Here is a 26,507-nt window from a genome sequence, read left to right on the forward strand (position 1 = left end):
TGCAACCATTCTGCGCTTGTTCGCTCCAGTGGTCCGGAGCTAAACGCGTTCTGTCCCGCTCTCTTTTGCATTCATAGAGTCTTTTCTAAGCAGTTTGGGTTTCCAGAGCAGCCGATTTTTCCTCGTTCTCAAAATCTTCCTGCCGCAATGATTTCCGTTTGACCGTATAAAAGAGGACAATCAGCAGATTGAAGGCGATCAGGATCGTCAGCAGGATGGCCAGATCCGTGGAGATGCTGCCGCCGATGCCGAAGAGCTGCCGGTAAGCATCGATCGAATAAGTCATCGGCAGATAGGGATGGATCGCCTCGAAGAAACCGTTCGACAACTGGATCGGATAGGTGCCCCCGGATCCCGATAATTGCAGGATGAGGAAAATCAGCATCAGGAAGGAGCCGACTTTATCGAACAACAGGTTGAAGAGCATGACGATCGAGACTGACACTAGCGCAGTCAAAACGGTGACCAGCAATGTTTTGACGATCGAGGACGGCGCCAAGCCGTTCACGTTCACAAGCAGCGCGACCATGATGAGGGCTTGGCAGACGCCGACAGCCGCGAGAACGGAGATTTTGCTGGCCCACCAACTGCTGCCGTTCTTCGGATATTTCTGCGGAGTAAAGGTGTCGTACATCAGGTTCAGGCTGATGGCGCCGACAAAAAGGGCAACGGACATCATGTAGGGAGCCATCCCGGTACCGTTGTTGGCAACAGGCGCCGTTTCGATCTGGTTGGCGACGACCGGTTCGGCCATCATCGCGTAGGTATTTTCCGTCGCATCGACTTCGTTCAGGGCGGCGCTGCCTTCCAGCAGCTTGGCGCCGAGTTCGTTTGTGCCGTAGAGCAAAGTGGCAAGTCCGGCATCCAGTTGCGCTGATCCATCCGCCAATCGCCCGGAACCATCACCGATTTTTACGGCACCTTCAGCAAGCTGCTTGGTCCCGGTACTCAGCAGGCTGCCGTTTTCGACAAGCTGTGTGGTTCCGTCAGCCAGTGCCTGTGTTCCTTCTTTAAGATCCGCCGCGCCTGCTGCAAGGGTCCCAGTCCGTTCGTTCAGGGTCAGCAAGCCGGCGCTGACTTGTGTACTGCCTTCTGAAAGGCTCTGTCCGCCTGCAGCCAGTTGTTCAGACCCGGATGTGAGCTGACTCATGCCGCCAGCGAGCTTCTGGGCGCCGCTTTGTGCGCTTATGAGGGCGGTCTGCAAGGATTGGGAGCCGGCCAACAGCGTCTGGCTGGCTGCGCCGATTTGCCCAATCCGTGATACAAGCGTCGTTGCTCCCGTGTAGACATTCGCATAACCGGAAGACAGGCTACTGATGCTGTTCTGGAGTGCGGCCACTTGCTGCGTGACGGCAGAGGTATCGATTCCTCCCAATCCGGAAAGGGCGGTGAAGCCGTTAGCGATCGTTTCGATCGAACCGGCTTGTGCGCTTGAGACGGTTGCCATCTGTGAAGCAACGGCCTGGCTGACTGCAGCTTCCTGATCAGGGGTCAATTCGACGCCGCTTTGTGCGATCGCAGTCATGATGGCTGCGGCATTCACGGATGGATCCGCCGCTGCCGCAATATTGTTCAGCTCGGCTTGGGCAGCTGCTACTGTAGCTGAGAGACCTTCCAGTTGGGACAAAGCGGTCGTCAAATCCGCCGAAAGACTGGATTGCTGCAGTTGGCTGTCAAGCGTTTCGATGCCGGTTTTCATCTGGTCGAGTCCGCCTTGCAACGCAGCCAATTTTTCCTGCTGCTCCGTGCTTGTCAGGTTTGTGCTCAACTCGTTCAGTCCGGCGGTTAAAGCTGCGCTGCCTTCTGCCAATTGGCTCATTCCGCCGTTCAAGGCATCCATGCCTGCCGAAAGGGTACGGCTGTTGGTGGCTGCATTTGAGAGTCCGCTTCTCAGCGTTGCGCTGCCGGCAGCCGTGGCAGCCGCTCCGTCACTCAGTTGGCTGATGCCTTTCTGCATGGCCGGCATGGCAGCTGTCAGCTGAGCTGTGCCTTCGTTCAATGCCGTAGCTCCGGCATCCAACTGAGCGACACCGTCCAGATAGGTTTGCAGTCCGACCGCAAGTGTATCAGCACCGTCACTGAAGGCGAGGGAGCTGCCCGCAAGCGTTTCGAGATTTGCAGTTAAGCTTTCGCTGCCTTCCTTGATCTGGGCGGTCCCATCGCTGAGTTGCGCGCCGCCGTCAGCCGCTTGCGTCATCCCATCCGCTACGGTCCGCAATTGATCAAAGACGGTTTCCGCATAGATGGCGGTCACTTCATCGGAGATGGTATCCTTTATTTCGTTTGCGGCCGATGCCGTCAATTTGGAGGCGATGTAACTTCTGCCTGCGCTTGTCTGGTAGGTCAGTTGCATCTGCCGGGGTGTTTCCTCCAGCAAGGTTGTTGCGTTTTCCGAGAAATCCTCCGGGATGGTGAGGGCCATATAGTAGCTGCCATCCGCCAAACCTGCATCCGCTTCCTCCTGAGAGACAAAATCGAAGGACAAGGCATCGGATTCCTGCAAGCCGGCAACAAGCGAGTCTCCGATCGCCAAGGTTTCCTCATTATAAGAAACGGACTTGTCCTGGTTCACCACAGCCACGGGAAGGTCGGCCAGTTTGCCGTAGGGATCCCACAAGGAACTGAGGAACAGCACGGTGTAAAGGGAAGGGATCAGGCTGATCCCGAACAGGATGATCAACATTTTTTTCGTTCTGAAAATCGATTGCCATTCTTGCTTCAACAAAGTCTTGCACTTCCTTCTATTAATTTTCTGCGGCGAGGACGATGGCTTCCCAATCGGCAGCACCGATCCTCTCCGAACCTTCGGCCAAAAGCGATCCGAGCGTGTATTGCTGCAGGCGGGCTTTGAACTGCTGCTCCGCATCGAAGAATACCTCGAGGACTTCCTGTTTCTTGTCCCTGATTTTTTCCGCGCGCAGGAACACCTTTTCCGCCAGATTGGTCGGCCGGACAAAGCTGTGCGTCCCTTCGATTGCCTCGTAGATATGCAGCATCGTGATCTCATCCGGCGTCCGTCTTAATTTGAAGCCGCCGTCCTTGCCCGCTTCTGAATCGACCAAGCCGGATACGACAAGGGAGCGCATCACTTTCTTCAGGTATGAATCGGAAACGGACAGACGTTTGCTGAGGATGGCGCTCCGGATGGGGCGTTGATCGATCTGGGTCGCCAGCATGATCAGAATGCAGATGGCCTGTTCGACACCGCTTTTCATTTTCATCATTTTCGCCTTCTTCCGTAGATATATTTTATCCGTGGATATATTTTATCTCTTGATGGGCACCAAAGCAAGCTTTTTGTTTTTCAGAAACAAAAAAAGGACAAACCGATTGCTGGTTTGTCCGGCTGTTCCTAAAACAGTTTTGGTCAGAAAATTTCAATTTTGCGTTTGGCCGGAGGGGTAGGTTCTTTCTTAGGCAGCACGAGATTCAGGACACCGTCGGTCAAAGTGGCGGTGATGTCGGCTTCATTGATGCCCTTCAGATAAATTTCTCTGTGGACGGAGCCAGAAGAACGTTCTTGGCGGATGATATGGCCTTTTTCGTCTTTGTCGACCTTTTCCGATTGGCGTGTTGCTGAAATGGAGAGAATGTCGTTATCGTAATCCACAGTGATATCCTCTTTGGCATAGCCCGGCAGATCGGCTGTCACCTGATAGTTGTCCTCGGTTTCATGGACGTCCATCTTGATGTCCTGGAAGAAACGGTTTTGGAACATCGAGCCGGTGTCTGACAGCAGGTCGAAGAAACTGTTGCTTCTGCGTAACTCATTTGACATTTGAAAAATCCCCTTTCTTTTTGTTGAACCTTTCGTTCACACTCAGTATAAACCTATGGCTTCAAAATTTCCACAAAAATGAAGACGGTTCCAAAGTGGCGGGAGCGATGCTAAGGCTGAATCCGATCGGGTTGTGTGGTAAACTGTTAGGGGAGTTTTGAGACAGTGGATGCCTCGCGCCGGGTAAACGGAGAGGCCGAGAAAGGACAGTCATAAATGAAAAAAATTGAGGTGGGCAGTCTTTTTCTGCAGGAACATCGGAATCTTTTCCAGTGCCCTGTATGCAAAGGAGCTTTTGAAAAGCTGGATGGTCACAGCGTCGTCTGTGCGAATGGGCACCGGTTTGATGTATCGAAGAAAGGCACGCTGCATCTTCTGATGAAGGGCGGCCAAAACGAATACGATAAGGATATGCTGTCGAGCAGGAAAAATTTGGCTGATACCGGTTTTTTCCATCCTTTGTTGGATGCCGTATACGCCCATATCGATGATCCGGGGTCAGCAACGGTTCTCGATGTCGGCTGCGGGGAAGGGTCGCATCTGCATTATTTGACCGAAAAAGGGCTACGGGGAACAAAAATAGGCTTTGATATATCCAAAGATGCGATCCAGTTGGCAGCCGGCAATTTTTTCGCGGATGCTTTCTGGTGTGTGGCCGATCTGGCGCATTCGCCTTTTGGGGAAAATGCTTTTGATGCCATCCTGAACATCTTTTCACCATCGCATTATCTGGAATTCGATCGCGTTTTGAAACCGGGCGGGAAGGTCATCAAGGTTGTGCCGAATGCCCAATATCTGATCGAACTGCGGGAACAGTTGTATGCGTTGGATACCACAAAAAGGGAGTACGACAATCACCAGGTGGTGGACCGTTTCTGTGATATATATCCCGAGGCAATCAAGGAAGAACTCAATTATACCGTGGAACTCGATGCCAAAAGCTATGGCTGGCTGATGGAGATGACGCCGTTGTCGTGGGGTGCTTCGGAAGCAGCACTGGCGAACGCAAAGGCGAATCCTTTGAAGTCCGTCACTGTGGCCGTCACGATTTTGGTTGCCAGTAAAGAAAACTGATTTCCGCAGGGATAGAAATTTGATCAAATTCCGAAAAATGTTGACACAGCGGTGTGATGTGTTATAATACGTATATCATTTTGTAGCCATTATTATCGTTTTGTTTCACAAAATGAACCAGACCAACGTATCGCATTCGCCGTGCCTGACACCGAAACGATACGTTTTTTTGTGCGCATTTTCGCAATCTTCGGGACCGACGAATGCGCCGAGTGGTACAAAAAATACTGACTGTCAGGAGCAGGAGAAAATGGATTTTGCCGCATTGAAGGCTGAAATAATAGAAGAAAGCAAAAAGCTGGGCATCGATAAGCTGGGGTTCACGACCGCCGAACCTTTCGAATACATGCTGGAAAGCCTCAAGGAGCAGCATGCGAAGGGCCATACTGTCGGGTTTGAGCATCCGGATCTGGACGAACGGATCTATCCGGAGCGGATATTCGAAAATCCGCAGGCAATCCTTTCGATAGCGCTGGCCTACCCGAGCAAAATGACCGAAAAAGCGGAGCGGGCACGCGGGGAGCGCCGCGGCAATTTCTCGCGCGCTTCCTGGGGGACCGATTACCATGTCATCCTCCGCGACAGGATGGAGCGCTTGATTGCCTTCATCCAGGAAAAAATTCCGGATGCCCGTTTCAAGCCGATGGTGGATACCGGAGAATTGATCGATACCGTGGTGGCGCAGCGGGCCGGGCTGGGCTTCATCGGCCGCAACGGCCTGTTGATCACACGCGAATTCGGCTCCTATGTCTATCTGGGGGAAATCATCACGGATATCCCTTTCCCGGCGGACGAACCGGGTGTCAACGGATGCGGGGAGTGCAGGCGCTGTGTGGATTTCTGTCCGACCGGGGCGGTCCTCGGCAACGGCCAATTGAATCCGAATATCTGCCTGTCCTACCAGACGCAGACAAAAGGGTACATGCCGGAGGAATTCCGCAAAAAAATCGGCCATGTCATTTACGGATGCGATATCTGCCAGCAGGTCTGCCCGTATAACCGGGGCATGGATCATCATTTGCATCCGGAAATGGAGCCGGAACCGGCAAGCGTCACGCCTGTGCTGCAGCCGATGCTGACGATCTCGAACCGGGATTTCAAGGAGCAGTTCGGACATCTGGCAGGCTCGTGGCGCGGCAAGAAACCGCTGCAGCGCAACGCGGTCATCGCTTTGGCGAATTACCGCGACCGGACGGCGATTCCGGAACTGCTGCGGATGATTGAGCAGGATCCCCGGCCGGTGCTGCGCGGGACGGCGGCTTGGGCCATCGCGGAAATCGTGCGCGAGGCCAACCCGGAATTGTTGGCTTTTTTCTCCGAAAGCCTTAAAACCGAAACGGATGAAGAAACCAAAGCTGAACTGGAGAAAGCATATCTGAAAATGCTCGGAACCAAGGAAGCAGATTAATAGAAAATAATGAAGGAGTGTCACTAATGACCAACCACATCGTACTATTTGAACCGCAGATCCCTGCGAATACAGGCAATATCGCGCGCACTTGCGCCGCAACCAATACAACACTGCATCTGATCGAACCGTTGGGCTTTTCGACTGATGACAAACAATTGAAACGTGCCGGTCTTGACTACTGGCATGACGTGAACATCGTCCATCACGCGGATCTGGCGGCCTTCCTCGACTATCTGGGCGATCGCCAGCTGTATCTGATCACGAAGTTCGCCGACCGCATCTACAGCGAAGCTGATTTCACGAAGGACGAAGATATTTTCTTCATGTTCGGAAAAGAGACGACCGGTTTGCCTGAATCTTTCATGCAGGAAAATGCCGAAAAATGCCTGCGCATTCCGATGAATGATGAGCATGTGCGTTCCCTGAACCTTTCGAACACTGCTTGCATGGTCGTCTATGAAGCATTGCGTCAGCAAGGGTTCCCCAATCTGGAATTGACCCACACTTATGAGAACGATAAGCTGAAGGGATAAACGGACCTGTACGGTTTTTCTGATAAAGTAGCAAAGTATATTGTATTTTTAATGCAGAAGTGCATCAAAGTAGGTACTCCACTAGTTAGAAAAATGTTTTGTGCACCTAAAATGATGTCCAGCTTCACGGGTTAGCCCTTCGGAAATTAGATAAATCGGTCCTATTGCGCTCTTCGATGCTCAGTCGGACCGATTTCCTAAATTTCTTTCAGGGCTGAACGAACCCGTTCCGCTTTTCTTTATCGGCCGAAAGCAAAAAAAGCTTCGGTCGTCTTTTTTTATGCTCAGTGAATGGGTATAATGGAAGTACCGTAAAATCGAAAAGGGGATGGAATGATGGAAAAAGCTGCATTATTGGCCTTACAGAATGGATCGGATGTTCGCGGGATCGCGATTGCGACGGAAAAACATGAAGCGACATTGACGGCGGACAAAGTGACGCGCATCGGCTATGGTTTCGTGGACTGGTTGCAAAAAGGGAAAAACATCAGCTTGAACGGCGATAAGAAAGTCAAAATTGCGATCGGGCAGGACAGCCGTTTATCCGGAGGGGATATCAAAACGGCCCTGATGTCGGGCATGGCGCCTTATGCCATCGAAATCATTGATGTCGGCCTAGCCACTACGCCGGCGATGTTCATGTCTACACAGTATGATGAGTATGCGACGGATGCGGCGATCATGATCACAGCCAGCCATCTTCCGTTTGAATACAATGGACTTAAATTCTTCACCAAAACGGGTGGAGCGGAGCATGAAGATATCGAAGAAATTCTCGAGTACGCCTACGAAATGCCTGAAGGCTTTGCGGAAAAAGAACAAGCGGCCGTTGTGATCGAAAAGGACTTGCTTTCTGCTTATGCAGCCGATCTCCAGGACAAAATCCGCAAAGGGATCGACTCCAAAGAGAATTCTGAAAAACCGTTGAGCGGCCGCCATATCATCGTGGATGCCGGCAATGGGGCGGGCGGATTCTTTGTGGATCGGGTGCTGCAGCCTTTGGGAGCCGATACTTCCGGCAGTCAATTCCTTGATCCGGACGGTACGTTCCCGAACCATGTCCCGAATCCGGACAATAAAGCAGCAATGAAAAGCATCCAGGATGCCGTGATTGCGAACAAGGCCGACCTCGGGATCATTTTCGACACGGACGTGGACCGTTCCGCAATCGTCGACAGCGATGGGAAAGCATTCAACCGCAACAATCTGATTGCCTTGATTTCAGCCGTCCTTTTGAAGGAAGAACCAGGCGCTACGATCGTGACGAATTCGGCAACCTCCGCCCACTTGGAGAAGTTCATCACCGAACTTGGAGGCGTCCAGGACCGTTATCTGACCGGTTACCGGAATGTCATCAACCGCGGCATCGAATTGAATGAAGCGGGCACCAATGCGGTGTTGGCGATCGAAACGAGCGGACACGCTGCTCTGAAGGAGAATTATTTCCTGGATGACGGTGCCTATCTGATCGCCAAACTGCTGATTGCCGATGCGCAGCTGTCGACGGAAGGAAAACATTTAGGGGATCTGATCGCGACGCTGGGACAACCGGCGGAAACAATGGAATACCGCTTCACGATCATCGAGGAACCGATTTTTGAAGTGGGCAATGCCATCATCAAAGATTTCGCCGCTTTCATCGCAGCGACAGAGGACATGTACTTGGTAGCCGATCACCTTGAGGGGGTGCGTGTGAATCTGAGCGGACAGTACGGGGAAGGGTGGTTCATCCTGCGCTTGAGCTTGCATGAGCCGCTGCTTGTATGGACGATCGAGAGCGATGAGGTCGGCAAATTGCCGTTGATCGCGAAGACCGTGTTGCCGTTCTTCAAGGGCCGTCCGGAATTGGATACGGGCCATCTGCATTAAGCTTACCTGATGCACCCAAAAAAGACTTTGCGCTGAGCCGCAAAGTCTTTTTTTGGTTATTCGATTATTTTGATTTCTTCTTCGTCTTCTTCCGAGGCTTCATGGTTTTTCGGTTTCTTTGTCGTGAAGATGTCGATGACGATGATCGAATTTTTCTCTTTTTGGATGGCCTTGAAGAGGTAGCCGTGGTAGGTGATTTCTTCGCCTTCCTTGATGTCGTATTTTTGGTCAAGCATCCAGCCGCCCATCGTGTCCACATTTTCATTGTCGATGTCCAGGCCGAAAAGGTCGTTGACATCGTCGATCAGCATGCGGGCGCTGATGCGGTAATGGTTGTCCCCCAGCATGATGAATTCCGGACGTTCCTTTGTTTCGAAATCATCGCTGATGTCGCCGACGATCTCTTCCACGATGTCTTCCATCGAAACGAGGCCGCTTGTGCCGCCGTATTCATCGATCAGAATCGCGACTTGGTTACGTTCCTTCTGCATCTTGACCAGCAGTTCCTTGATCGGGATCGTCTCGATGACCGTGATGACAGGGCGGATGAAGTCGGTGACGGTGAATTTGCTTTCATCTTTCTTTTGGACAGCTTCAACGAAGGCGGCGAAAACTTCCTTCGTGTTGATGACCCCGACGATCGAATCCTTGTCCTCACGCATGACCGGATAGCGGGTGTACTTTTCCTGTTGGACGACATTGGCGATATCGCTCAGCGTCATGTCGAAATCGACGGCCACAATCTCTGTGCGCGGTATCATGATTTCGCGCGCCATCCGCTCATCGAAGTTGAAGACATTTTCCACGAATTGGTATTCCTCGCGGTTGATTTCCCCGCTCTTCAGGCTCTGGCTCATGATCAGGCGCAGCTCCTCCTCGGAAACGTTGTCATCCGATTCGCCGATCGTCTTCATGCCGATTGCTTTGGAAATGCCGTTGGCGGTTTTGTTCAGCACGAAAATGAGCGGATACATCACCCGGTACCAGATGTTCAATGGTTTTGCGATGCGCAAGCCCAATTTTTCGGTGCGGCTCAAGGCAACGTTTTTCGGGACGAGCTCTCCGATGATGACCTGGATGGATGTCAAGACAGCGAAGGAAACGACAAAGGAAAGAAGCGTCGCGATTGCATCCGGAATCGGCAAATTGCCGAAAAGCGTGTCGAACAGCCGCTTGAAGGTGGGATCCCCCAACCAACCAAGTCCAAGGGAAGTGATCGTGACGCCCAGCTGCGTCGCCGAAAGATAGCTGTCCAGTTTCACGGTCATCGATTTCAATAATTTGGCTTGCTTATTGCCGTCCTCCACCAAAAAATCCAGCCGAGAAGGGCGGATCCTGACCAGCACGTATTCCGACATGACGAAAAACGAAGCGATGAAAAGGATAAGGAAAAATAAAAATAACCCGGTTGTAATTGACATGATTGTTCGTCTGCATCCTGAAAAAGCAGACGTCACCTCCTGTGAAATAATGATCCTGAATAGGAAATTTCTTCACGAGATCTCTGGTTTCACGCTGAAACAAATGAATGCGACCAAAAGAATCCCTGAAAATGCGCGTTTTCGAAAATTCTTTTGGTCTACAGATGATTGCCATCTGATGTAATCTGTCCCACTGGTGCCACCTACCTTAATAATTATTTAAGCAAAATTCGGTTAATTCAAAACGATACTTATGCTAAAATTATAAATCAAAATAGAGAAATTGCAATAAGCGCGCATTTCTGCGACTTTAGGCGGTTTCTTATTTGGCTGATTGCTGTTACTATGGAACGGAAACCTCTTGCCGAGAGGCAAGATCAGTCCGTGGCCCTGGAGCCGCGCGTACAGTCAAAGCTTTTTCGACAGCCTGTGGGGGGATGGATTAAATGAAGAAGGATGAAAAAATGCAAAACAAACCAATCAAAGAAATACTGAAAGCCGGGTGGGTCCGTTTCAACGGGAAACGCAAAAACCTTTGGCGGAAATACCGCATCAACAAATTTATTGTGTTGTTCTTATTGATCGGTACGCTGATCAGCAGCACCTATCTTGTTTTCCTGGCCAAGACCGCCAATGTCGAAAATCTGAAGGCCGGCCTGGAACAGACGACCGTCATCTATGACCGCTACGGCAATGAAGCCGGGGAACTCTATTCGCAGAAAGGGACGTTCGTGTCGATCGATCAGGTTTCCCCGAACATCCAGACTGCCGTCGTATCGACGGAAGACAAGCGCTTCTATACGCACACCGGGGTCGACCCGATCGGAATCGGTCGCGCCGCTGTCGGCTTTGTTCTGAACGGCGGTAACATCGTCGGCGGGGGCTCGACGCTGACGCAACAGTTGGCGAAAAATGCCTATCTGACTTTGGATCAGACGCTCACCCGGAAAGCCAAGGAGTTGTTCCTGGCGTTCGAAATCGAAAACAAATACACGAAGGACGAAATCCTGGAGATGTATCTGAACAATGCCTACTTCGGTTCCGGTGTCTGGGGTGTCGAGGACGCTTCGCAGAAATATTTCGGAAAAGCGGCGAGTGAAGTCAGCCTTTCGGAAGCGGCTGTGTTGGCTGGTATCCTGAAGTCGCCGAGCTACTACAACCCGATCGACAATATGGAAGCAAGCACGGATCGAAGGAATACCGTCCTGCAATTGTTGGCGGACAATGGTTTCATCGACCAAGCGACGGCTGACGCCGCAATCGCCGAAGACATCATCGTTGTGGACGGTTATTATGCCGATAGCGGCTACAATTATCCTTATTATTTTGACGCAGTCATCAACGAGGCAATCAATACATACGGCCTGGATGAAGAGGATTTGCTGAACCGGGGCTACAAAATCTACACCGGTTTGGATCAGGACTATCAGAATCAGATGAGTAACGCCTATGCGAATGCCTATCTGCCGGCAGCTGAAGACGGAACCTTGCTGCAGAGCGCTTCCGTCGCATTGGAACCGACTACAGGCGATGTGCTTGCGGTCGTCGGCGGAACAGACTATGAAGGCTTCCGGACCTACAATCGCGCGACCCAGATGACCATGGCACCGGGTTCGACGATCAAGCCGTTGTCCGTCTACACCCCGGCTCTTGAGGCGGGATATGCAGTCGATGCGGCAGTCATGGATGATGATTCCTTGACGTACGGCGATGACGATTATGCCGTCTGGAATTATGATCAAGTCAGCCTGTACGATACTTTGCCGATGTATCAAGCGCTTGCCGAGAGCAAGAACACCGCTGCTGTCTGGCTGCTGGACAAATTGGGCATCCAGAAAGGGATCTCCAAATTGGAGGATTTCGGCATCCCCATCGGTGAAGCGGATGAGAATCTGGGCGCCATTGCGCTCGGCGGGATGAGCACCGGTGTTTCGCCGGTGCAACTGGCCAGTGCCTACACGACTTTCGTGAATGAAGGGGTGCGCACAAAAGCGCGCTTCATCACGAAAATCGTCGATGCGACCGGGGCGGTTATCGTCGACAACACGAAACCGAAGACGAATCGGGTCACGACTGCCGCAGTCGCGGAGGAAATGACGAGCATGCTGATGGGCGTATACGCAGAGGGCGGGACCGGAGCATCGGCGCAGCCAACGAACGGGATGTTGATCGCCGGAAAGACCGGAACGACGGAACTTGACAGGGAAACCGGCTACATCAAATCGCAATGGATGGTCGGGTATACCCCGGACATAGTCGTCGCCACTTGGCTGGGATATGACGAAACCAATGAAACCCACAACCTGAACAACGCCGGGAAGACGATGGCGAATCTGTACAGTGCCGAGATGGGCTCCTTGTTGTCGATCAGCCCGCAGACCGAATTTGCGGTCGCTGCCGCTGAGGATACCTATGACACAGGCATCATGGGCAGTCTGAAAAAAGGCATGGAGGAATGGCTCAACGGGATGGATTCCTTCGGCCAGACCGTCGGAGAAGGGTCGAAGAAGTTGTTCGACTGGGCCAATGAGGCATTCGGGCAGTAGAGAGTGAGTTGAGGAGAGAGGCTGGGACTAAACTCCCAGTCTCTTTTTGTATCCGAACATAGTGTGCGTAAACGCGGGACAGAACGCAGCCCCTGGCTCCACTTCACGAACAATGCTCGAATGGCCTGCAGCCATTCTGCGCTTGTTCGCTCCAGTGGTCCGGAGCTAAACGCGTTCTGTCCCGCTCTCTTTTTTTGACAGGCTTGTTGAGAAATGTCCGATAATTGTAGGGAATCGGACAACCAGAGCATATCGTTCTATGGGATCGCCCGGCCTAATAATGAGTTTGCGAAAGACCTCAAACGTCACAGTGCTAGTCCTCTTAGTGCTCATCCCCTGAGCGCGTATCATCACGCTCTGCGAAAACGCGTTCGAAAAGTCAGCTCCCGCTAACGTTTTGCTTCCCCCGTAGTGAACAAAAGAGGTTCCCTTCGTGGGATGCTCCAACGTACGGGGAGCTAAGCGACTTTTCTCACGCTCTGCGAAAACGCGTTCTGAATCCCAGAAATCTCCGCCTAAGTTGACTAGCACAAGCGGCCAAAAAGCGGCCGCTTTCTGCTAGTCCTCTTAGTGCTCGATTTCTAGAGCGGGATTCATCACGCTCTGATTTTTGCGAACGTATTTTCGGGTTTTTGATGGCTTTATTGTTCGGATAATGTTATAGTTTATATAATATGTGAATGGAAGGAATGGGATAATGAGTAATATTTATGATACAGCTTATGAGTTGGAAAAGAATCTGCGCGAGGCTGCTGTGTTCACAGAGTTGTCTGCTGCTTATACAGCTATGAGAGAAGATCAAGTCGCTTTTCAATTGTTTGAGGAGTTCCGTAATGTGCAGATCGGTCTGCAGCAAAAGCAAATGACCGGCGCGGCGATCACGGATGATGATGTGGCTTCTGCGCAAGCGGTCGCTGAGAAAGCATCCGGCAATGAAGTCATCCAATCTTTGATGGCTAAAGAGCAACAGTTGAGCCAATTGATGGAAGAAGTCAATGCCATCATCACGAAGCCGTTGCAGGAATTATACGCACCTGCACAAGATTAAGACTTAGTTATTGACGATAAGCTGTGACCATTTCCGAAAAAATGGCCGGATGATAGATAAGGACAGGGTTCAACGCATTGCCTATCAATGCCATCCGATGTCCTTCATCCGATCTTCGAAGGAAATGGCGCAGTTTTTTTTGATTTTTTATGGGTGTTCCAAAGCAAACTTGCTTTGTCAGATTGAGTATGAATGCAGAAAGAAGGACAGCTTGTGATCACATTTATCCATACAGCGGATCTCCATTTGGACAGCCCCTTCAAAGGGATCAAACAGCTGGAGCCGCAACTTTTTGAAGCCATTTACCAGTCCACTTTCGATTCTTTCCGTGAATTGGTGACGCAAGCCATAGCGGCTGCAGTGGATTTCTTCCTGATCAGCGGGGATATTTACGATGAAGAGAATCAGAGCGTCAAAGCCCAGGCCTTTTTGAGGGATGAACTGGGCAGGCTGGATCGTGCCGGTATTCCGGTTTATTTGTCGCACGGGAACCATGACTTTCTCGGTAGGGAAGCGCTGAAACTGCAGCTTCCGGAGAACGTGACGGTCTTCGAAAAGGAAGTCGCGACAGAAATCCTGACCACCAAAACCGGGGAGCGCGTGGCCATTACCGGCTTCAGTTATGCTTCCAGGTGGGTCGAGGAGCGGATGATCGTCGAATACCCGAACCGGAATCACACTGTGGATTACCACATCGGCATGCTGCATGGTTATCTTGAAGGATTGAACGCTTCAGAAGGCGTTTATGCGCCATTTTCTTTGGGCGAATTGAATGCGAAAAACTATGATTATTGGGCATTGGGGCACATCCACAAAAGACAGGAGCTGCAATCGGCTCCGCCAGTCGTCTATTGCGGAAATACGCAAGGCCGGAATCCGAATGAGACCGAAGCAAAAGGAGCCTATCTGGTGACTCTCCGGAAAGGAATGGCACCTGCGTTGGCTTTTCTCCCGACGGCGCCGATTGTATGGGAAAAAGAGACTTTGTCGCTGCTCGGATGCAAAAACCTGAATGATGTGTCTGCGCGCATCGAGGAGCGGATGGAACACTATTGCTCCCGGCATGGAGCGAGTGTGCTGTTGTCGCTGCTCTTCACGGATATCCAGGAGCTTCATCCGGATGTCGTCAAAAAAATCGAGGATGAAGAAATCCTGGATGGTGTCAGACAATGGCTGGACCGGCCTTTCGTATATTTGTACCAGACAAAAATTGCGGTCGATACGGAAAAGGAACTGTTTTCTTTTGATCAGGTCATGAAGGAGAGTTTTTCGAAAAGTTGGGCGGAAATCAGCGCCGATGACGTATTCTATCAACAGTTGGACAGTTTTTTCCAGCATCCGCTGGTCCGGACGACATTCCCTGATTTAAAAAAAGACCGGCGTTTCAAAGAGGAAGTGCTGGCAGCCGCAAAGACGATGCTGGTGCAGGCGGTCGCATTCGAGGAGGATGACAGTGAAGATACGGAAGATTGAAATATATGGCTACGGAAAATGGGTGGACCGGCCTTTTGATGATATGCAGGATCTTCAGGTGTTCCACGGCAAAAATGAAGCCGGGAAAAGCACCTTGTCGTCCTTCATCAACAGCGTCCTTTTCGGATTCCCCAGCGCCCGCAAGAAAGACCAGAATCTGTACGTCCCGAAACAAACGCAAGCATACGGAGGCCGGTTGTTTCTGGAAGGAACGCGCTTCGGGGATGTCATCGTTGAACGGGTGAAAGACCGCAACAAAGGGCAGGCCGTCGTCACGTTGCCGGATGGCGTGCAGCAGACGACAAAAAATCTCGGGCGTTTCTTGTTGGGGATGGACAGTGAGACATTCGAGTCGTTGTACACATTCAAAATTGACAGCCTGCTTTCCTTGAAAAAGACCCAGAAAGAGGATCTGAACCATTATCTGTTGAGCATCGGCACCAGCGGGAGTGAGCGCTTGCTGCAATTGGCGAAAGAATACCGGGACGAAGCCGCAAAACGCTTCAAACCAAGCGGCAGCGTCCCGCCTTTGAACAAGAAAATCCAGGCCGCCGAAAAACTGCAGCGGAAGCTTCAGCAAGCGAAAGCGAAAAATGCGACGTATGAAGCTTCGCTGCTCCAGTTATCGGACAGCCAAAAACAGCAGACTGAACTGCTGGCGCGACAGCAACACCTGGAGCAGGAACAAACCGCAATCACCGAAAGCCTGCGATTGGCGGACAGTTATCAGGAATGGAAACGGCTGAACAAAGAAATTACGGCTGTCGATTACAGCGAGGTGCCGGAAGATGCCCGCTATCAGTGGCAGAACCAGCAGGAAAAAATAGCCGCTTTGATCCAAGCGCAGACGCAACTGCAGGAAAGGTCAGCGCAACTTCAGAAACAGCTTGACGAATATGCCCATGTCGGTTGGTACAAGGAGCACCAATCAGAGTTTGCGGCTTTGCAGCACGGTGCGGCCAGAACCCAAGCACACCTGAACAAGATCACTTACCTGGAAAATGAAATCAGTACCAACAAAGCCGATTTGGCCAAACAAAAACTGGCCTATGGGCTGAATCTGGCCCTTCCGGCACCGGAGCCGCTGAAAGAGGACGAACGCGGCAAACTCCAGCAGCTGGGCCAAGACATCACGCAAGTAGAAGAGCAGCTGCTGCGGCTGGACCACAGCATCAGTTTTCATGAGGAACAGCTGGAAAGCCTCCAACAGGAGGAAGGAAGGCTCCGGCACGAGAAGCTGGCTGATGATGCCTATGCAGCGCTGCAGCGCGAAGTGCAACAACCGGATCAGCCAAGCAACGCAACGGCTCCGACTAAACCGAATCCGATCGGCACGGCATCATTGATCGCGGCCGCTGGATTCGTGGCCCTGTCCTTTCTTCTTCCCGGATTCCGGACGGTTGCCTGGGCGTTGGCGGCCATGCTGGCTGTCTTGGGGGTGTTCCTGGCGGCAAGGAAGCCGGCGAAAAACAAGGACGAAGCTGCTTCCCCGCAAAGATCCCGCGAACAAGCGATGGAGCAGTTTCTCAAGCAAGCCGCTGTCCGGGAAAGAATCGAAGCCGTATCCAAAGAGCTCGAGGCTTTGCAGGATAAGTTCCTGAAACTCCTGAACAGCCGGGAAGAGGCGGAAGAGCAAGGAAAAGTGCTTCAAACCGAATGGACATCCTTCCTCCAGAAGAAAGGCTACCCCGCCCGCATGACGGCCGCGGAACTATTGCAAGCCGATCCCGGGGCCATGTTGGCGGAAAAAGCCGACCTCATCCTGAAGCAGGAGGCCGAAATAAGCGAACTGAAACTCGCCGTCGATCGATGGAATGAACAGACGGCTTTCATCCGCAGCCGTTTCCATTTGGAGCATCTCGGGGCGGCGGAAATGGTCGCGCGTTTTTCCGAAATACAGACTGCTGTTGTTGTGGAGGAAAACATGGCTGGGCATGTTCAAGAAAAAATCAATGAACTCCAGCAAGAGTTGGGGCAGGTGCAGCGCGATTTGGCTGAATCCCATCAGCTGAGACAGCGGTTGTTGGATCAGGCCAACGCCAAAACCGAAGCCGATTTCTACCAGTTGTTGGCCCTGAAGGAAAAGCAGGAGCAGAACCTCAAACGCAAAGAATTTTTGGATGAGCAGGTCAGTGGGCGCGAGCAACTTTTGAACCGGTACGGAGACGTGAAGAAAAGTACGGCCCTTAAGGAAAAAAATGAACTGGAACTGCAGCGGATCAAGGCCGAACTGGCGAAACTGCAAAGGACCGAAGTGGAACTGAGGCACCAGTTGGAACAGCTGGAAGAAGGCGGCACCTACAGCGCTTTGCTGCAGGAGTTCGCTTTGGCCGAAACCGAACTGAGGGAGCTTGCCGTCGAGTGGGCCGGCTTGGTTACGGCGGGAGAATGGATCGAAGGGGCATTGCGTTACGGAAAAGAGGATCGCCTGCCATTGATGCTCGAGGATACGATCACCTACTTCAGCCGATTGACGGAGGGTGCCTACACCAGCATCGCGTTCCAAAAGAATGGCATGAAAGTGCAGCGGAAGGACGGAACGACCTTTTTCCCGAACGAATTGTCCCAAGGAACAGTGGAACAACTCTACATTGCGCTGCGGCTGGCTTTTGTGAAGAACACTGCCGACATCGTCAGCATGCCGATCTTGATCGATGATGGTTTTGTGAACTTCGATAACGACCGGAAGAACATCATGTTCACGTTGTTGGATGAGCTGAGCAAGGATGTCCAGGTGCTCTTTTTCACGTTCGATGATGCTTGCATGCAACGATTTCCACAGGAACAGGTATACATGTTAAAATAAGAGCGAAAGGGGCTGATAGGCGTGGCCAAAAAAATATATGAATACGAAATCGATGATAATTTTGAAATTTACGTCCTGATCAAGAGCGCGGACGTCCGGTTGGCAAAAAATGGAAAGAAATTCATCGCTTTTACGTTTCAGGACCGCAGCGGTCAAATCGACGGCAAGTATTGGGATGCAAAAGAGGAGGACATCCGGCAATTCCAAGCTGGCCAAGTCGTGGCGGTAACCGGCAAAAGGGAGCTTTATCAGAACAATCCCCAACTGCGCATCACCAAGCTAAGAGTGGCACGGGAAGGGGAGCCGAACCGGCCGGAGCTTTATATGGAGCGCGCTCCGCTGAAATCGGAAGAGATGGTGGAGGAAGTCAGCCAGATCCTTTTTGAAATCACGAGTGCACCTATCAACCGGATCGTCCGCTTTATCCTCAAAAAATATCAGCGCGAATTTTTCGAGTATCCCGCTGCGAAACGGCATCACCACGCGATCGTCGGCGGCTTGGGATTCCATACGGTCTCGATTTTGCGCTTGGCAAAAACGGTCATCCAGCATTATCCTACAGTCAATAAATCTTTGCTGTATGGAGGGGTGATCCTTCACGATATCGGTAAAACGATTGAATTGAGCGGCAGCATGTCTACCGAGTATACGCTGAAGGGGAATATGATCGGGCACATTGTATTGATCGATGAGGAAATCACGAAAGCTTGTCTGGCGCTCAACATCGACGAAGACAGCGAGGAAGTCATTCTGCTGAAACACATCGTTTTGGCGCACCACGGCAAACAAGAATTCGGATCACCCGTGACGCCGCATCTTTTGGAAGCCGAAATCATCCATCATCTGGATAATTTGGATGCTTCCATCAATATGATCGATACGGCATTGTTGCGCACGACGCCGGGAACGTTCAGCGAACGCATCTTTGGGTTGGAGAACCGCAGCTTTTATAAACCGCTCTTCACCCAAACATCCGAAGAAGGCCAATAACAAGAACACGCAAGTTACCAGGCGCTGATGCCGGTAGCTTGCGTGTTTCGTATTGTCTATCCTAGTTTGCTGATTCAGCAGTGGCAGATTCTGATGTTGCTGATGCTGCTTCTGAACTGGCTGCTTCGGAAGTCGCAGCCGATGAGCTTGTTTCTTCAGCAGGCAAGAATTGGTCGATTGCTGCTGCCAAGTCTTCATCCTTGATTTCTACATTTGCTGCCTGGACAATTTTGGACATGACGGAAGTCAAGTAATCATTGTCGGCAAGTTTTTCGTCCATCATCAATTTTTCGATGTTTTCACGTTCTTCTTCCAATGTTCCTTTTTCTGTCTTCTCGATCATCTTGATGACGTGGTAGCCGTATTCGGTAGCGACCGGAGTTTGCGTGATTTCGCCTTCTTCAAGCGCATAAGCGGCATCCTCGAATTCCTGGACCATGTCGCCTGCGCCGAACATGCCGGTTTCTCCGCCATTTTCAGCAGTAGCTGTATCCGTGGAGTTGGCCTTGGCCAATTCCGCGAAGTCCGCGCCTGCGTTCAGTTGGTTGATCAGATCTACAGCAGTAGCCTCATCCGCAACCAGAATATGCTGCACATTGATTTGCGGTTTGTAAGTTTCATAGTAGGCTTCCACTTCTTCGTCCGTGAAGGTTGTTTCCTGTTTGACGGCTGCTTCGATCAGTTTGTTCAAGTAAAGCACGTCTTGGTATTCGTCTTTATTTGCGAAGCCGGATTGTGACAAGATATAGTTGAATGTTTCTTCGCCGCCGTATTGTTCGATGGTCGTCAACAGTTCAGCTTCCGTCTCAGCTTCCAATTCATTTTTTCCGATTGCGTCATTCAATACGTCGATCAAGATCAGGCGTTGCAATACAGTTTCGCCGATTGATGCTTTCATCGCGTCATATAATTCATCTTTTGTGATATCGCCTGCCGGAGTCGTTGCGACCGTTTCGCTGGTCGAGCAGCCCGCCAGCGTGATGGCCGTCAGGAAAGCGACGGACGTCAATACTAATTTCTTTTTCATGAATGTGGCACTTCCTATCTAATTTCTATTTATGAATCCCATGAATAACCAGTTATAAATATATCATAAACGCCGGGATTATGGAAAATATTCCTTAAAAACGCTAGCAAACTTCTCAGAAAATTCATATCTGCGGCCCGAACCGGAAGCGGGCAAAAACCGCAACATCGAACAAAAAAAGACTGCCCTGCCCGTAATCGGTACAGCGTAGTCCTCTTTTTGCCGGATTGTTTTAAGCGGGGCGGATCGAAGTCCGGCTCAGGAATTCCTGGTCGTCGGGATGCCCGGAAAATCTTTCGCCGGTGTTGAGGGTCGCGATCTTGCCCATGTCCTCCGTGGTGAGGCCGAAGTCGAAAATAGCGCGGTTTTCCCGGATGCGGCTAGGGGTCACCGACTTCGGAATGACGACGATGCCGCGTTCGATGTGCCAGCGCAAAACGATCTGGGCCGGTGTTTTTCCGTATTTTTCGGCAAGTTCAAGCAAAACCGGTTGCGCCAACAAGTCATTTTTGCCTTGGCCCAGCGGACCCCAAGCTTCGTGGACGATGGCATGCTGCGCCATGAAAGCGCGCAGTTCATCCTGCGGAAAGGCGGGGTGCGTTTCGACCTGATTGATCATCGGGATGATTTCCGTGTGCGCCATCAGATCCTCAAGGTGATGGATCTGAAAATTGGAGACTCCGATGGCTTTGATTTTGCCTTCGTTGTAGAGGTCTTCCATCGCTTTCCAGGTTTCGATGTAGTTGGCGGAAGCCCAGTGGATCAGGTACAAGTCGAGATAGTCCGTACCCAAGCGGTCCAGACTGGCTTGGAAGGCGGCTTTGGTTTCCTCGTAGCCGTGGTCATAATTCCAGACTTTTGAAGTCAGGAAAAGCTCTTCCCGGGGAATGCCGTTCTCTTTCAAGGCTTTCCCCAAAAACGCTTCGTTTTCGTAAATCATTGCGGTGTCGAAGTGACGGTAGCCCGCCTCCAAGGCAACGCGGATCGCTTCACTCAATTCGTTTTCGTCTTTCATCTTGAAAACACCCAAGCCGAGCTGCGGGATGGTTACGCCGTTGCTGAAGGTGACCTTCGTGATTTCGTTTCCCAAATTGAACACTCCCATCTTGCTTGATATATGCGTGTGCATGCTTTCAGGGTAACACAGCTGATCAGGGCAAGCAAATCATCCGCGCCGCACCGTGACAGATTGCTCAAAATGCAAATGTTTGATATCATAGAGCAACGAATCGAAAGGAAAAGGGGAATCATTGTGAGGTGTGAAATGAGTTCTGCGTTTTGCCGATGGCTGGAGATCAACAATTTTCATCTGAAAGTCGAGACCGCATTGGAGAGAAGCCTGCAGACGAACCATAATCTTTCTTTGAAAGAGTTCTATGTCCTTTATTTCTTGTCGCAAGAGCCGGAACGGAAACTGAAACTCCAGGATCTGGAGGAGAAGGTCGGCTTAAGCCAAAGCGCTGTATCCAGATTGGTCAGCAAGTTTGAAGCAAAGGGGTGCGGAGCTTTGGAGCGAAACATCTGCGATGCAGATCGGCGGATCGTCTATACTTCCTTGACGGAAACAGGGGCGGCGAAGCTGGAGGCAGCGGCTGCGACCGTGGAGAAGGTGCTTGCGGAGTCTTTTTCGGAAATGCCGATACAGAAACTTATCGAAAAGGCCGATGACCAAAATAAGTAACCATTTTTTGATTCGGCTGTGCCCACCTATAACTAAAATAAGACGCTCCTAATGACCGGTCGTCCGGTGCGCATTTTGGAGCGTCTTTTTTTGTGGTTCGGCTATTGGTTCGGCTTATCGGCCGCAGCGGGCGGCTGCGTTTCCATGTTTGCTGTGGCTTTTTCGATATCTTCCGTCAATACGGCAAGCTTGTCGTTGATGCGGTTGATCCTGGGTTGGGCCTGTTGCGTGAAGCTTTCGATCGATCTTGTGATTTCCTCCGAGACGGCATTGACGGAAGCCAGACCTTCGTTGGTCAACGATTGGATCGCTTTGCGCAACCCTTGGACGCTTTCGTTCAGATCTTCGACAGCCAGGGTGTTGTCCGCAAGGTAGGCTTTCGCCTTTTCGCGATTTTCCTTGCCGCTGTGCGGAGCATTCAGCAATCCCAACAGACCACCTACTACTGTGCCGAATAATAATCCTTCCATGAATGAGCGCATATCTAGTCCTCCAGACTCTCTTTGATGGATGCAATCACTTTTGCCAATTCTTCCTGCGAATATTTTCCTTCATGCGTCTTCCACTTCAAGCCGAAACCATCCGTATCCGAATCTTCATAGCGCGGCAAGAAGTGGATATGCGAGTGGAAAACGGATTGGTAAGCGATGGAACGGTTGTTGTTCAGGATGTTCAAGCCCAAAATGTCGTCGCTGGAGCGTTCGATTGCGCGTGCGATTTTTGGGATGCGGGAAAAGACTGCTTTCGCCAATTCCTCATCGAATTCAAAAATGTCAGCGACATGTTTCTTGGGCACCAACAGCGTATGCCCTTTTGTGACTTGGGATAAATCCAGAAAAGCGATGACGACATCATCTTCGTAGACGATGTTGCTCGGGATTTCATGGTTCGCGATTTTGCAAAAAATACAATCTGTCATATTCTTGACCTCTTTCTGTCCGTAATCTGATTATTCTATGCCTTAACTTTATCATATTTGCGTTTCTTTTCATATCGCAAGGTCGAAATGCCGGACCTGTCAGGAAGATTTTTGGGATAAGCCAGGGCTATGCTATAATGTAAGGCACAAACGCATACGAAAGGGACGGTCGAATGTCACTATTACTTGAGAATGTCACGGGCGGCTATACGCAGCTGCCTGTCATCAAAAATATAAATTTTGAGGTCAAACCCGGCGAATTGACCGGATTGATCGGGCTGAACGGAGCGGGAAAGAGCACGACCATCAAGCACATCATCGGACTGATGCTGCCTTTCAGCGGCAAAATCGCGATCGCAGGCAGGACGTTGCGCGATGACACGGAACGCTATCGCCAGTCCTTCGCTTTTATCCCGGAAACGCCGGTGCTGTACGAGGAGCTCACTTTACGGGAGCATCTGGAGATCACCGCGATGGCTTACGGAATCGCGGAAACAGTCGCCTTGGAAAAGGCGATGCGCTACATTCGGGAGTTCCGCCTGGAGGACAAACTGGACTGGTTCCCGGCCTATTTTTCCAAGGGCATGAAACAAAAAGTGATGATCGTTTGCGCATTCATGCTGGATGTGCCGGTATACGTCATCGACGAACCGTTCCTGGGGCTGGATCCGCTGGGCATCCACTCCTTCCTCGAGATGGTCAGGGAGAAAAAAGCGCAGGGAGCAGCCATTTTGATGTCTACGCATGTATTGGCCTCCGCCGAGAAAGAGTGCGATAATTTCGTCCTGCTCCATCATGGCGAAGTCAAGGTGACGGGCACGCTGGCGGACTTGCAGCGCGAAATGGGGATGCCGGGAGCGAGTCTTGATGAGCTTTACATCAGCCTGACGAAAGAAGTGGCGCACCCATGAACCTGGACAGCATCTGGAAAAAAAGGCAGCACATGCATCTGAAGAAATTCAGCCGCTACAGCAAGTACATCTTCAACGACCATTTCGTCCTGGTGCTCCTGTTTCTGATGGGAGCATTGGCATACCAATATTCCGAATTCGTGAAAACCATTACCCCCGATTTCCTGTTGGGAAAACTGCTGATCGTAATCCTCTTTTCCGGCAGTATCTTCATCGGCAAACTGGCCACTTTCCTGGAACCGGCCGATCAAGTGTTCCTTTTGGCGAAGGAAAAAGAATGGGGGAGCTATTTCAGGAAAGCGAAAAAATACAGCCTGATCCTGCCGTCCGTGCTTTTGTTCTTTTTGGCAGCCGCAGCGATGCCGATGCTTTTTGCAGGGAGAACGATCGGAGCGATTGATTTCCTTCCCATTTATGCAACCTTGATTCTGTTGAAAAGCATCCATTTGGATCTGCAAGAATGGGGCCTGAAGATAGGCGAAAGGAAAGTTCAGCGAAAAAACAACCTTTACTTGTTCGGGGCCGCGATTTTTTCGTTCAGTATCGCGATATTTTTCAATCCATGGGTTGCGCCCGTTCTTGTAACGCTGTATACTATGTTTCTGCGTAAAAAAGTACAAGTGGCGTTTGAGGCGCGCTATCCGCTCTATCAATGGGAGCGGATGATCGCCTCTGAAGAACAACGGAAAGCTCGGATAAACCGGATCATCAACCTGTTTACCGATGTTCCCCAAGTGCAGAGCAAGGCAAAAAGAAGAAAATATTTGGACGCCTTGTTGCGGTTGGCGGGAGGCGACAGCAATCCCTATCGCTATTTATTCGCTCGGGCGTTTATCAGGGGGACTGATTACAGCGGCTTGTTTTTCCGTTTGGCGGGCATCGGGGCGGTATTGCTTCTGTTCACGCCATCAGCCGAATTTTCTCTGGGCCTCAGTCTGCTGTTCCTTTATTTGACAGGTTTCCAATTGCTGCCGTTATATTTCCATTTCAATGAGAATGTGATGTACCGGCTTTATCCTGCCAGGCAGGCTGAAAAATTTGCCGGCTTTAAACGGCTGCTTGGCAGCCTGTTGGGAGCGGAGGGGCTCCTTTTTGCGGCAATCATTTTTGCCAATAACGGCTGGCAAAGCGGATTGGCCGCCTTAGCCTTAAATGCCGGATTCATCTGGTTTTTCAGCCGATTCTACATGGTCAGGCGCACGCAAAAAAGGGATACGGCCTTGCACTGAGGCTCAGCGGATCCCCGCCTCGGCACCGAAAGAACATGGAATATTCTTGACTGAATATGTAAAGAAATCTAAAATGATAGTTGTATGCGAGTGGGTGTCTTTGCGCTTCGGAAGCAAATTGATCTGCATCGCCAAGCGGGCACGTAGCGTGTGAACAGAAGAGCAGACCGAGATAGCTGGGGCTTTCGTCCCGGCTCCTTCTTTTCAACAGGACAAAGCAAAATCAATGACAGGGTAAGGAATGAGCTCGATGGATTATAAAATGGACTCAGGGTGGCGGCTATATCCCATCGGAGGAGACACAGGACAAGCTTATATGGGCACCAGAGCCGAGGAAAGAGTCTTTTTGAAAAGAAACTCTTCACCTTTCTTAGCTGCGCTTTCCGTCGAGGGGATCACGCCGCGCCTGATCTGGACCAAACGGGTCGGCAATGGGGATGTCCTGACAGCTCAAGAATGGCTTAACGGCAGGGAACTGAATCCGGATGAGATGAAAGGGAAGCCGGTGCGTGATATCCTGCATCGGATCCATCATTCCGAAAATCTCCTGAAGATGCTTCAGAAGGTGAAGGGGGAAGTCTTCAACCCGATCAATTTCTATAATCTTTATGTAGCGGACCTGCCCGATGACCTGAACTCAAATACGGTCCTGCAGCAGGTGACGGAATACGTGAAGAACAGCATCGCCAGTGTCGATGACTCGCACAAGACGGTCTGCCACGGAGACGTGAACCGGAAAAATTTCCTGTTGGACGAGGAAGCCCGGCTGTATCTGGTGGATTGGGAGATGGTCAAAATCGCCGATCCGTTCTACGACATCAGCACTTTGCTGGTGCAATACGTTCCTTATGAAGATTGGGGAGCATGGTTGCACCAATATGGTTTGCGGATGAATGACAATATGGAGCGCCGGTTGGAGTGGTACAGCATGATGGTGTGCTTGTGCATGATCAAAAAGAGCCATTCCCAGGAACGCAATAAGGAAATGAACCAGCTGATCCTATTGCTGAAGCAGCTTTACCAGAACCGCATCAACAGTTATCTATGAAATCCTCTTCGTCCGACACGAACGGAAAGGATTTCTTTTTTCGAAAAAACAGATCAGAAAGAGGAGAATTATGCGCGTAAGAAATAAACCATGGGCTGCCGAAAAATTGGCTGAGAACACCCAATATGTAGTGATGGAACCAGCAGATTGGAAAGGGAAATGGCGGGAGCGCTTCGGCAATGATCAACCGATCCATGTGGAAATCGGCTCCGGCAAAGGGCAGTTCATCGTGGAGATGGCCCGTATGCATCCCGAAGTGAACTACATCGGCATCGAACGTCAGACGAGCGTGGCGGTCATGACGCTGGATAAGATGCTTGAAGCGGGCCTGACAAATGTCCAACTGCTGAATACGGACGGAGAAAACGTAGCGGATTTCTTTGCGGAGGGCGAAGTGGACCGCATCTATCTGAACTTTTCCGATCCTTGGCCAAAATCCAAGCATGATAAACGCCGTTTGACCTACAAAAAATTCCTGCGCAACTATGAGCAGATTCTGGTCTCGGGCGGGGAAATCCATTTCAAGACGGACAACCAGGGCTTGTTTGAATATTCGTTGGCGAGCTTCTCGCAGTACGGCATGACTTTGAAACAAGTCTGGTTGGATCTGCACAAGAGCGACTTTGAAGGGAACATCATGACGGAGTACGAAGCGAAGTTCTCTTCCCGAGGAGACCGCATCTACCGCGTCGAAGCAGCTTTTCCGAAAAAAGCAACGGTTGATCCAGAAAAATAAAACCCAA

Annotated in this window: 22 protein-coding genes; 14 read left to right on the forward strand and 8 right to left on the reverse strand. The window is 51.0% G+C overall.

Annotated elements, in window-relative coordinates; genetic code table 11:
* Window positions 1-85 precede the first annotated feature (85 nt).
* The 3 genes from BMX58_RS10320 to BMX58_RS10330 form a co-directional block, all read right to left on the reverse strand.
* Window positions 86-2,725, reverse strand: a complete 2,640-nt coding sequence (locus tag BMX58_RS10320; protein ID WP_068621154.1) for a YhgE/Pip domain-containing protein — start codon at window positions 2,723-2,725, stop codon at window positions 86-88.
* A 19-nt stretch (window positions 2,726-2,744) separates the two neighbouring features.
* Window positions 2,745-3,224, reverse strand: a complete 480-nt coding sequence (locus tag BMX58_RS10325; RefSeq protein WP_338061245.1) for an RrF2 family transcriptional regulator — start codon at window positions 3,222-3,224, stop codon at window positions 2,745-2,747.
* 143 nt (window positions 3,225-3,367) lie between these two features.
* Window positions 3,368-3,778, reverse strand: a complete 411-nt coding sequence (locus BMX58_RS10330) for an Hsp20/alpha crystallin family protein (RefSeq protein ID WP_068621158.1) — start codon at window positions 3,776-3,778, stop codon at window positions 3,368-3,370.
* Window positions 3,779-3,994: 216 nt separating this feature from the next.
* Here BMX58_RS10330 and BMX58_RS10335 point away from each other — a divergent pair, with 216 nt between their 5' ends.
* The 4 genes from BMX58_RS10335 to BMX58_RS10350 all read left to right on the forward strand — a co-directional run bounded on the left by BMX58_RS10335 (window position 3,995) and on the right by BMX58_RS10350 (window position 8,665).
* Entirely contained in the window at window positions 3,995-4,852 is an 858-nt protein-coding gene (locus BMX58_RS10335; protein WP_068621160.1) for a methyltransferase domain-containing protein, read from the forward strand.
* Between the two features lie 250 nt (window positions 4,853-5,102).
* Window positions 5,103-6,260: a tRNA epoxyqueuosine(34) reductase QueG gene (gene queG, locus BMX58_RS10340; protein WP_068621163.1), complete on the forward strand. Its 1,158-nt coding sequence runs from the start codon at window positions 5,103-5,105 to the stop codon at window positions 6,258-6,260.
* Window positions 6,261-6,286: 26 nt separating this feature from the next.
* Window positions 6,287-6,796 carry a tRNA (uridine(34)/cytosine(34)/5-carboxymethylaminomethyluridine(34)-2'-O)-methyltransferase TrmL gene (gene trmL / locus BMX58_RS10345; RefSeq protein WP_068621165.1) on the forward strand — a complete coding sequence of 170 codons (510 nt, stop codon included), beginning with the start codon at window positions 6,287-6,289 and terminating at the stop codon, window positions 6,794-6,796.
* 336 nt (window positions 6,797-7,132) lie between these two features.
* Window positions 7,133-8,665, forward strand: coding sequence for a phosphohexomutase domain-containing protein (locus BMX58_RS10350; protein WP_420855194.1), 1,533 nt, complete (start codon window positions 7,133-7,135; stop codon window positions 8,663-8,665).
* Between the two features lie 56 nt (window positions 8,666-8,721).
* Here BMX58_RS10350 and BMX58_RS10355 read toward each other — a convergent pair whose 3' ends face one another.
* Entirely contained in the window at window positions 8,722-10,086 is a 1,365-nt protein-coding gene (locus BMX58_RS10355) for a hemolysin family protein (RefSeq protein ID WP_068621169.1), read from the reverse strand.
* A gap of 446 nt (window positions 10,087-10,532) precedes the next feature.
* Here BMX58_RS10355 and BMX58_RS10365 point away from each other — a divergent pair, with 446 nt between their 5' ends.
* The 5 genes from BMX58_RS10365 (at window position 10,533) to BMX58_RS10390 (ending at window position 18,949) form a co-directional block, all read left to right on the forward strand.
* A complete protein-coding gene (locus BMX58_RS10365) occupies window positions 10,533-12,632 on the forward strand; it encodes a PBP1A family penicillin-binding protein (protein ID WP_068621172.1) in 2,100 nt (699 codons plus the stop codon).
* Window positions 12,633-13,329: 697 nt separating this feature from the next.
* Entirely contained in the window at window positions 13,330-13,680 is a 351-nt protein-coding gene (locus tag BMX58_RS10375; protein WP_068621176.1) for a YlbF/YmcA family competence regulator, read from the forward strand.
* A 213-nt stretch (window positions 13,681-13,893) separates the two neighbouring features.
* The gene (locus BMX58_RS10380) at window positions 13,894-15,153 is read left to right on the forward strand and encodes a metallophosphoesterase family protein (RefSeq protein WP_068621179.1); all 1,260 of its coding nucleotides are present in this window, start codon (window positions 13,894-13,896) and stop codon (window positions 15,151-15,153) included.
* Window positions 15,134-17,959: an ATP-binding protein gene (locus BMX58_RS10385; RefSeq protein ID WP_068621180.1), complete on the forward strand. Its 2,826-nt coding sequence runs from the start codon at window positions 15,134-15,136 to the stop codon at window positions 17,957-17,959. The genes BMX58_RS10380 and BMX58_RS10385 overlap by 20 nt, the downstream gene beginning before the upstream one ends.
* Before the next feature lie 21 nt (window positions 17,960-17,980).
* The gene (locus BMX58_RS10390) at window positions 17,981-18,949 is read left to right on the forward strand and encodes a 3'-5' exoribonuclease YhaM family protein (RefSeq protein WP_068621182.1); all 969 of its coding nucleotides are present in this window, start codon (window positions 17,981-17,983) and stop codon (window positions 18,947-18,949) included.
* A gap of 61 nt (window positions 18,950-19,010) precedes the next feature.
* On the opposite strand, the gene BMX58_RS10395 is transcribed toward BMX58_RS10390, so the two are convergent.
* Both BMX58_RS10395 and BMX58_RS10400 read right to left on the reverse strand, forming a co-directional pair.
* Window positions 19,011-19,976, reverse strand: coding sequence for a peptidylprolyl isomerase (locus tag BMX58_RS10395; protein ID WP_068621184.1), 966 nt, complete (start codon window positions 19,974-19,976; stop codon window positions 19,011-19,013).
* A gap of 232 nt (window positions 19,977-20,208) precedes the next feature.
* Window positions 20,209-21,066: an aldo/keto reductase gene (locus BMX58_RS10400; RefSeq protein ID WP_093088843.1), complete on the reverse strand. Its 858-nt coding sequence runs from the start codon at window positions 21,064-21,066 to the stop codon at window positions 20,209-20,211.
* Window positions 21,067-21,240: 174 nt separating this feature from the next.
* Here BMX58_RS10400 and BMX58_RS10405 point away from each other — a divergent pair, with 174 nt between their 5' ends.
* Window positions 21,241-21,657, forward strand: coding sequence for a MarR family winged helix-turn-helix transcriptional regulator (locus BMX58_RS10405; RefSeq protein WP_068621187.1), 417 nt, complete (start codon window positions 21,241-21,243; stop codon window positions 21,655-21,657).
* Between the two features lie 101 nt (window positions 21,658-21,758).
* Here the strand turns inward: BMX58_RS10405 and BMX58_RS10410 are convergent, their stop codons facing one another.
* Window positions 21,759-22,139, reverse strand: a complete 381-nt coding sequence (locus tag BMX58_RS10410) for a YtxH domain-containing protein (RefSeq protein ID WP_068621189.1) — start codon at window positions 22,137-22,139, stop codon at window positions 21,759-21,761.
* A gap of 2 nt (window positions 22,140-22,141) precedes the next feature.
* Window positions 22,142-22,576: an HIT family protein gene (locus BMX58_RS10415; RefSeq protein ID WP_068621191.1), complete on the reverse strand. Its 435-nt coding sequence runs from the start codon at window positions 22,574-22,576 to the stop codon at window positions 22,142-22,144.
* Between the two features lie 173 nt (window positions 22,577-22,749).
* Between BMX58_RS10415 and BMX58_RS10420 the strand changes: the two genes are divergently transcribed.
* The 4 genes from BMX58_RS10420 to trmB all read left to right on the forward strand — a co-directional run bounded on the left by BMX58_RS10420 (window position 22,750) and on the right by trmB (window position 26,500).
* Complete coding sequence (locus BMX58_RS10420) at window positions 22,750-23,487, forward strand: ABC transporter ATP-binding protein (RefSeq protein ID WP_068621193.1); 738 nt, start codon at window positions 22,750-22,752, stop codon at window positions 23,485-23,487.
* Window positions 23,484-24,716, forward strand: a complete 1,233-nt coding sequence (locus BMX58_RS10425; RefSeq protein ID WP_068621195.1) for an ABC transporter permease — start codon at window positions 23,484-23,486, stop codon at window positions 24,714-24,716. Before BMX58_RS10420 ends, BMX58_RS10425 begins: the two co-directional genes overlap by 4 nt.
* Window positions 24,717-25,062: 346 nt before the next feature.
* Complete coding sequence (locus tag BMX58_RS10430; protein WP_338061246.1) at window positions 25,063-25,764, forward strand: phosphotransferase family protein; 702 nt, start codon at window positions 25,063-25,065, stop codon at window positions 25,762-25,764.
* 70 nt (window positions 25,765-25,834) lie between these two features.
* Entirely contained in the window at window positions 25,835-26,500 is a 666-nt protein-coding gene (trmB, locus tag BMX58_RS10435; RefSeq protein ID WP_068621199.1) for a tRNA (guanosine(46)-N7)-methyltransferase TrmB, read from the forward strand.
* Window positions 26,501-26,507: the final 7 nt, after the last annotated feature.

This window comes from Trichococcus ilyis, assembly GCF_900109135.1.
In the GTDB taxonomy this organism is placed as follows: Bacteria; Bacillota; Bacilli; order Lactobacillales; family Aerococcaceae; genus Trichococcus; species Trichococcus ilyis.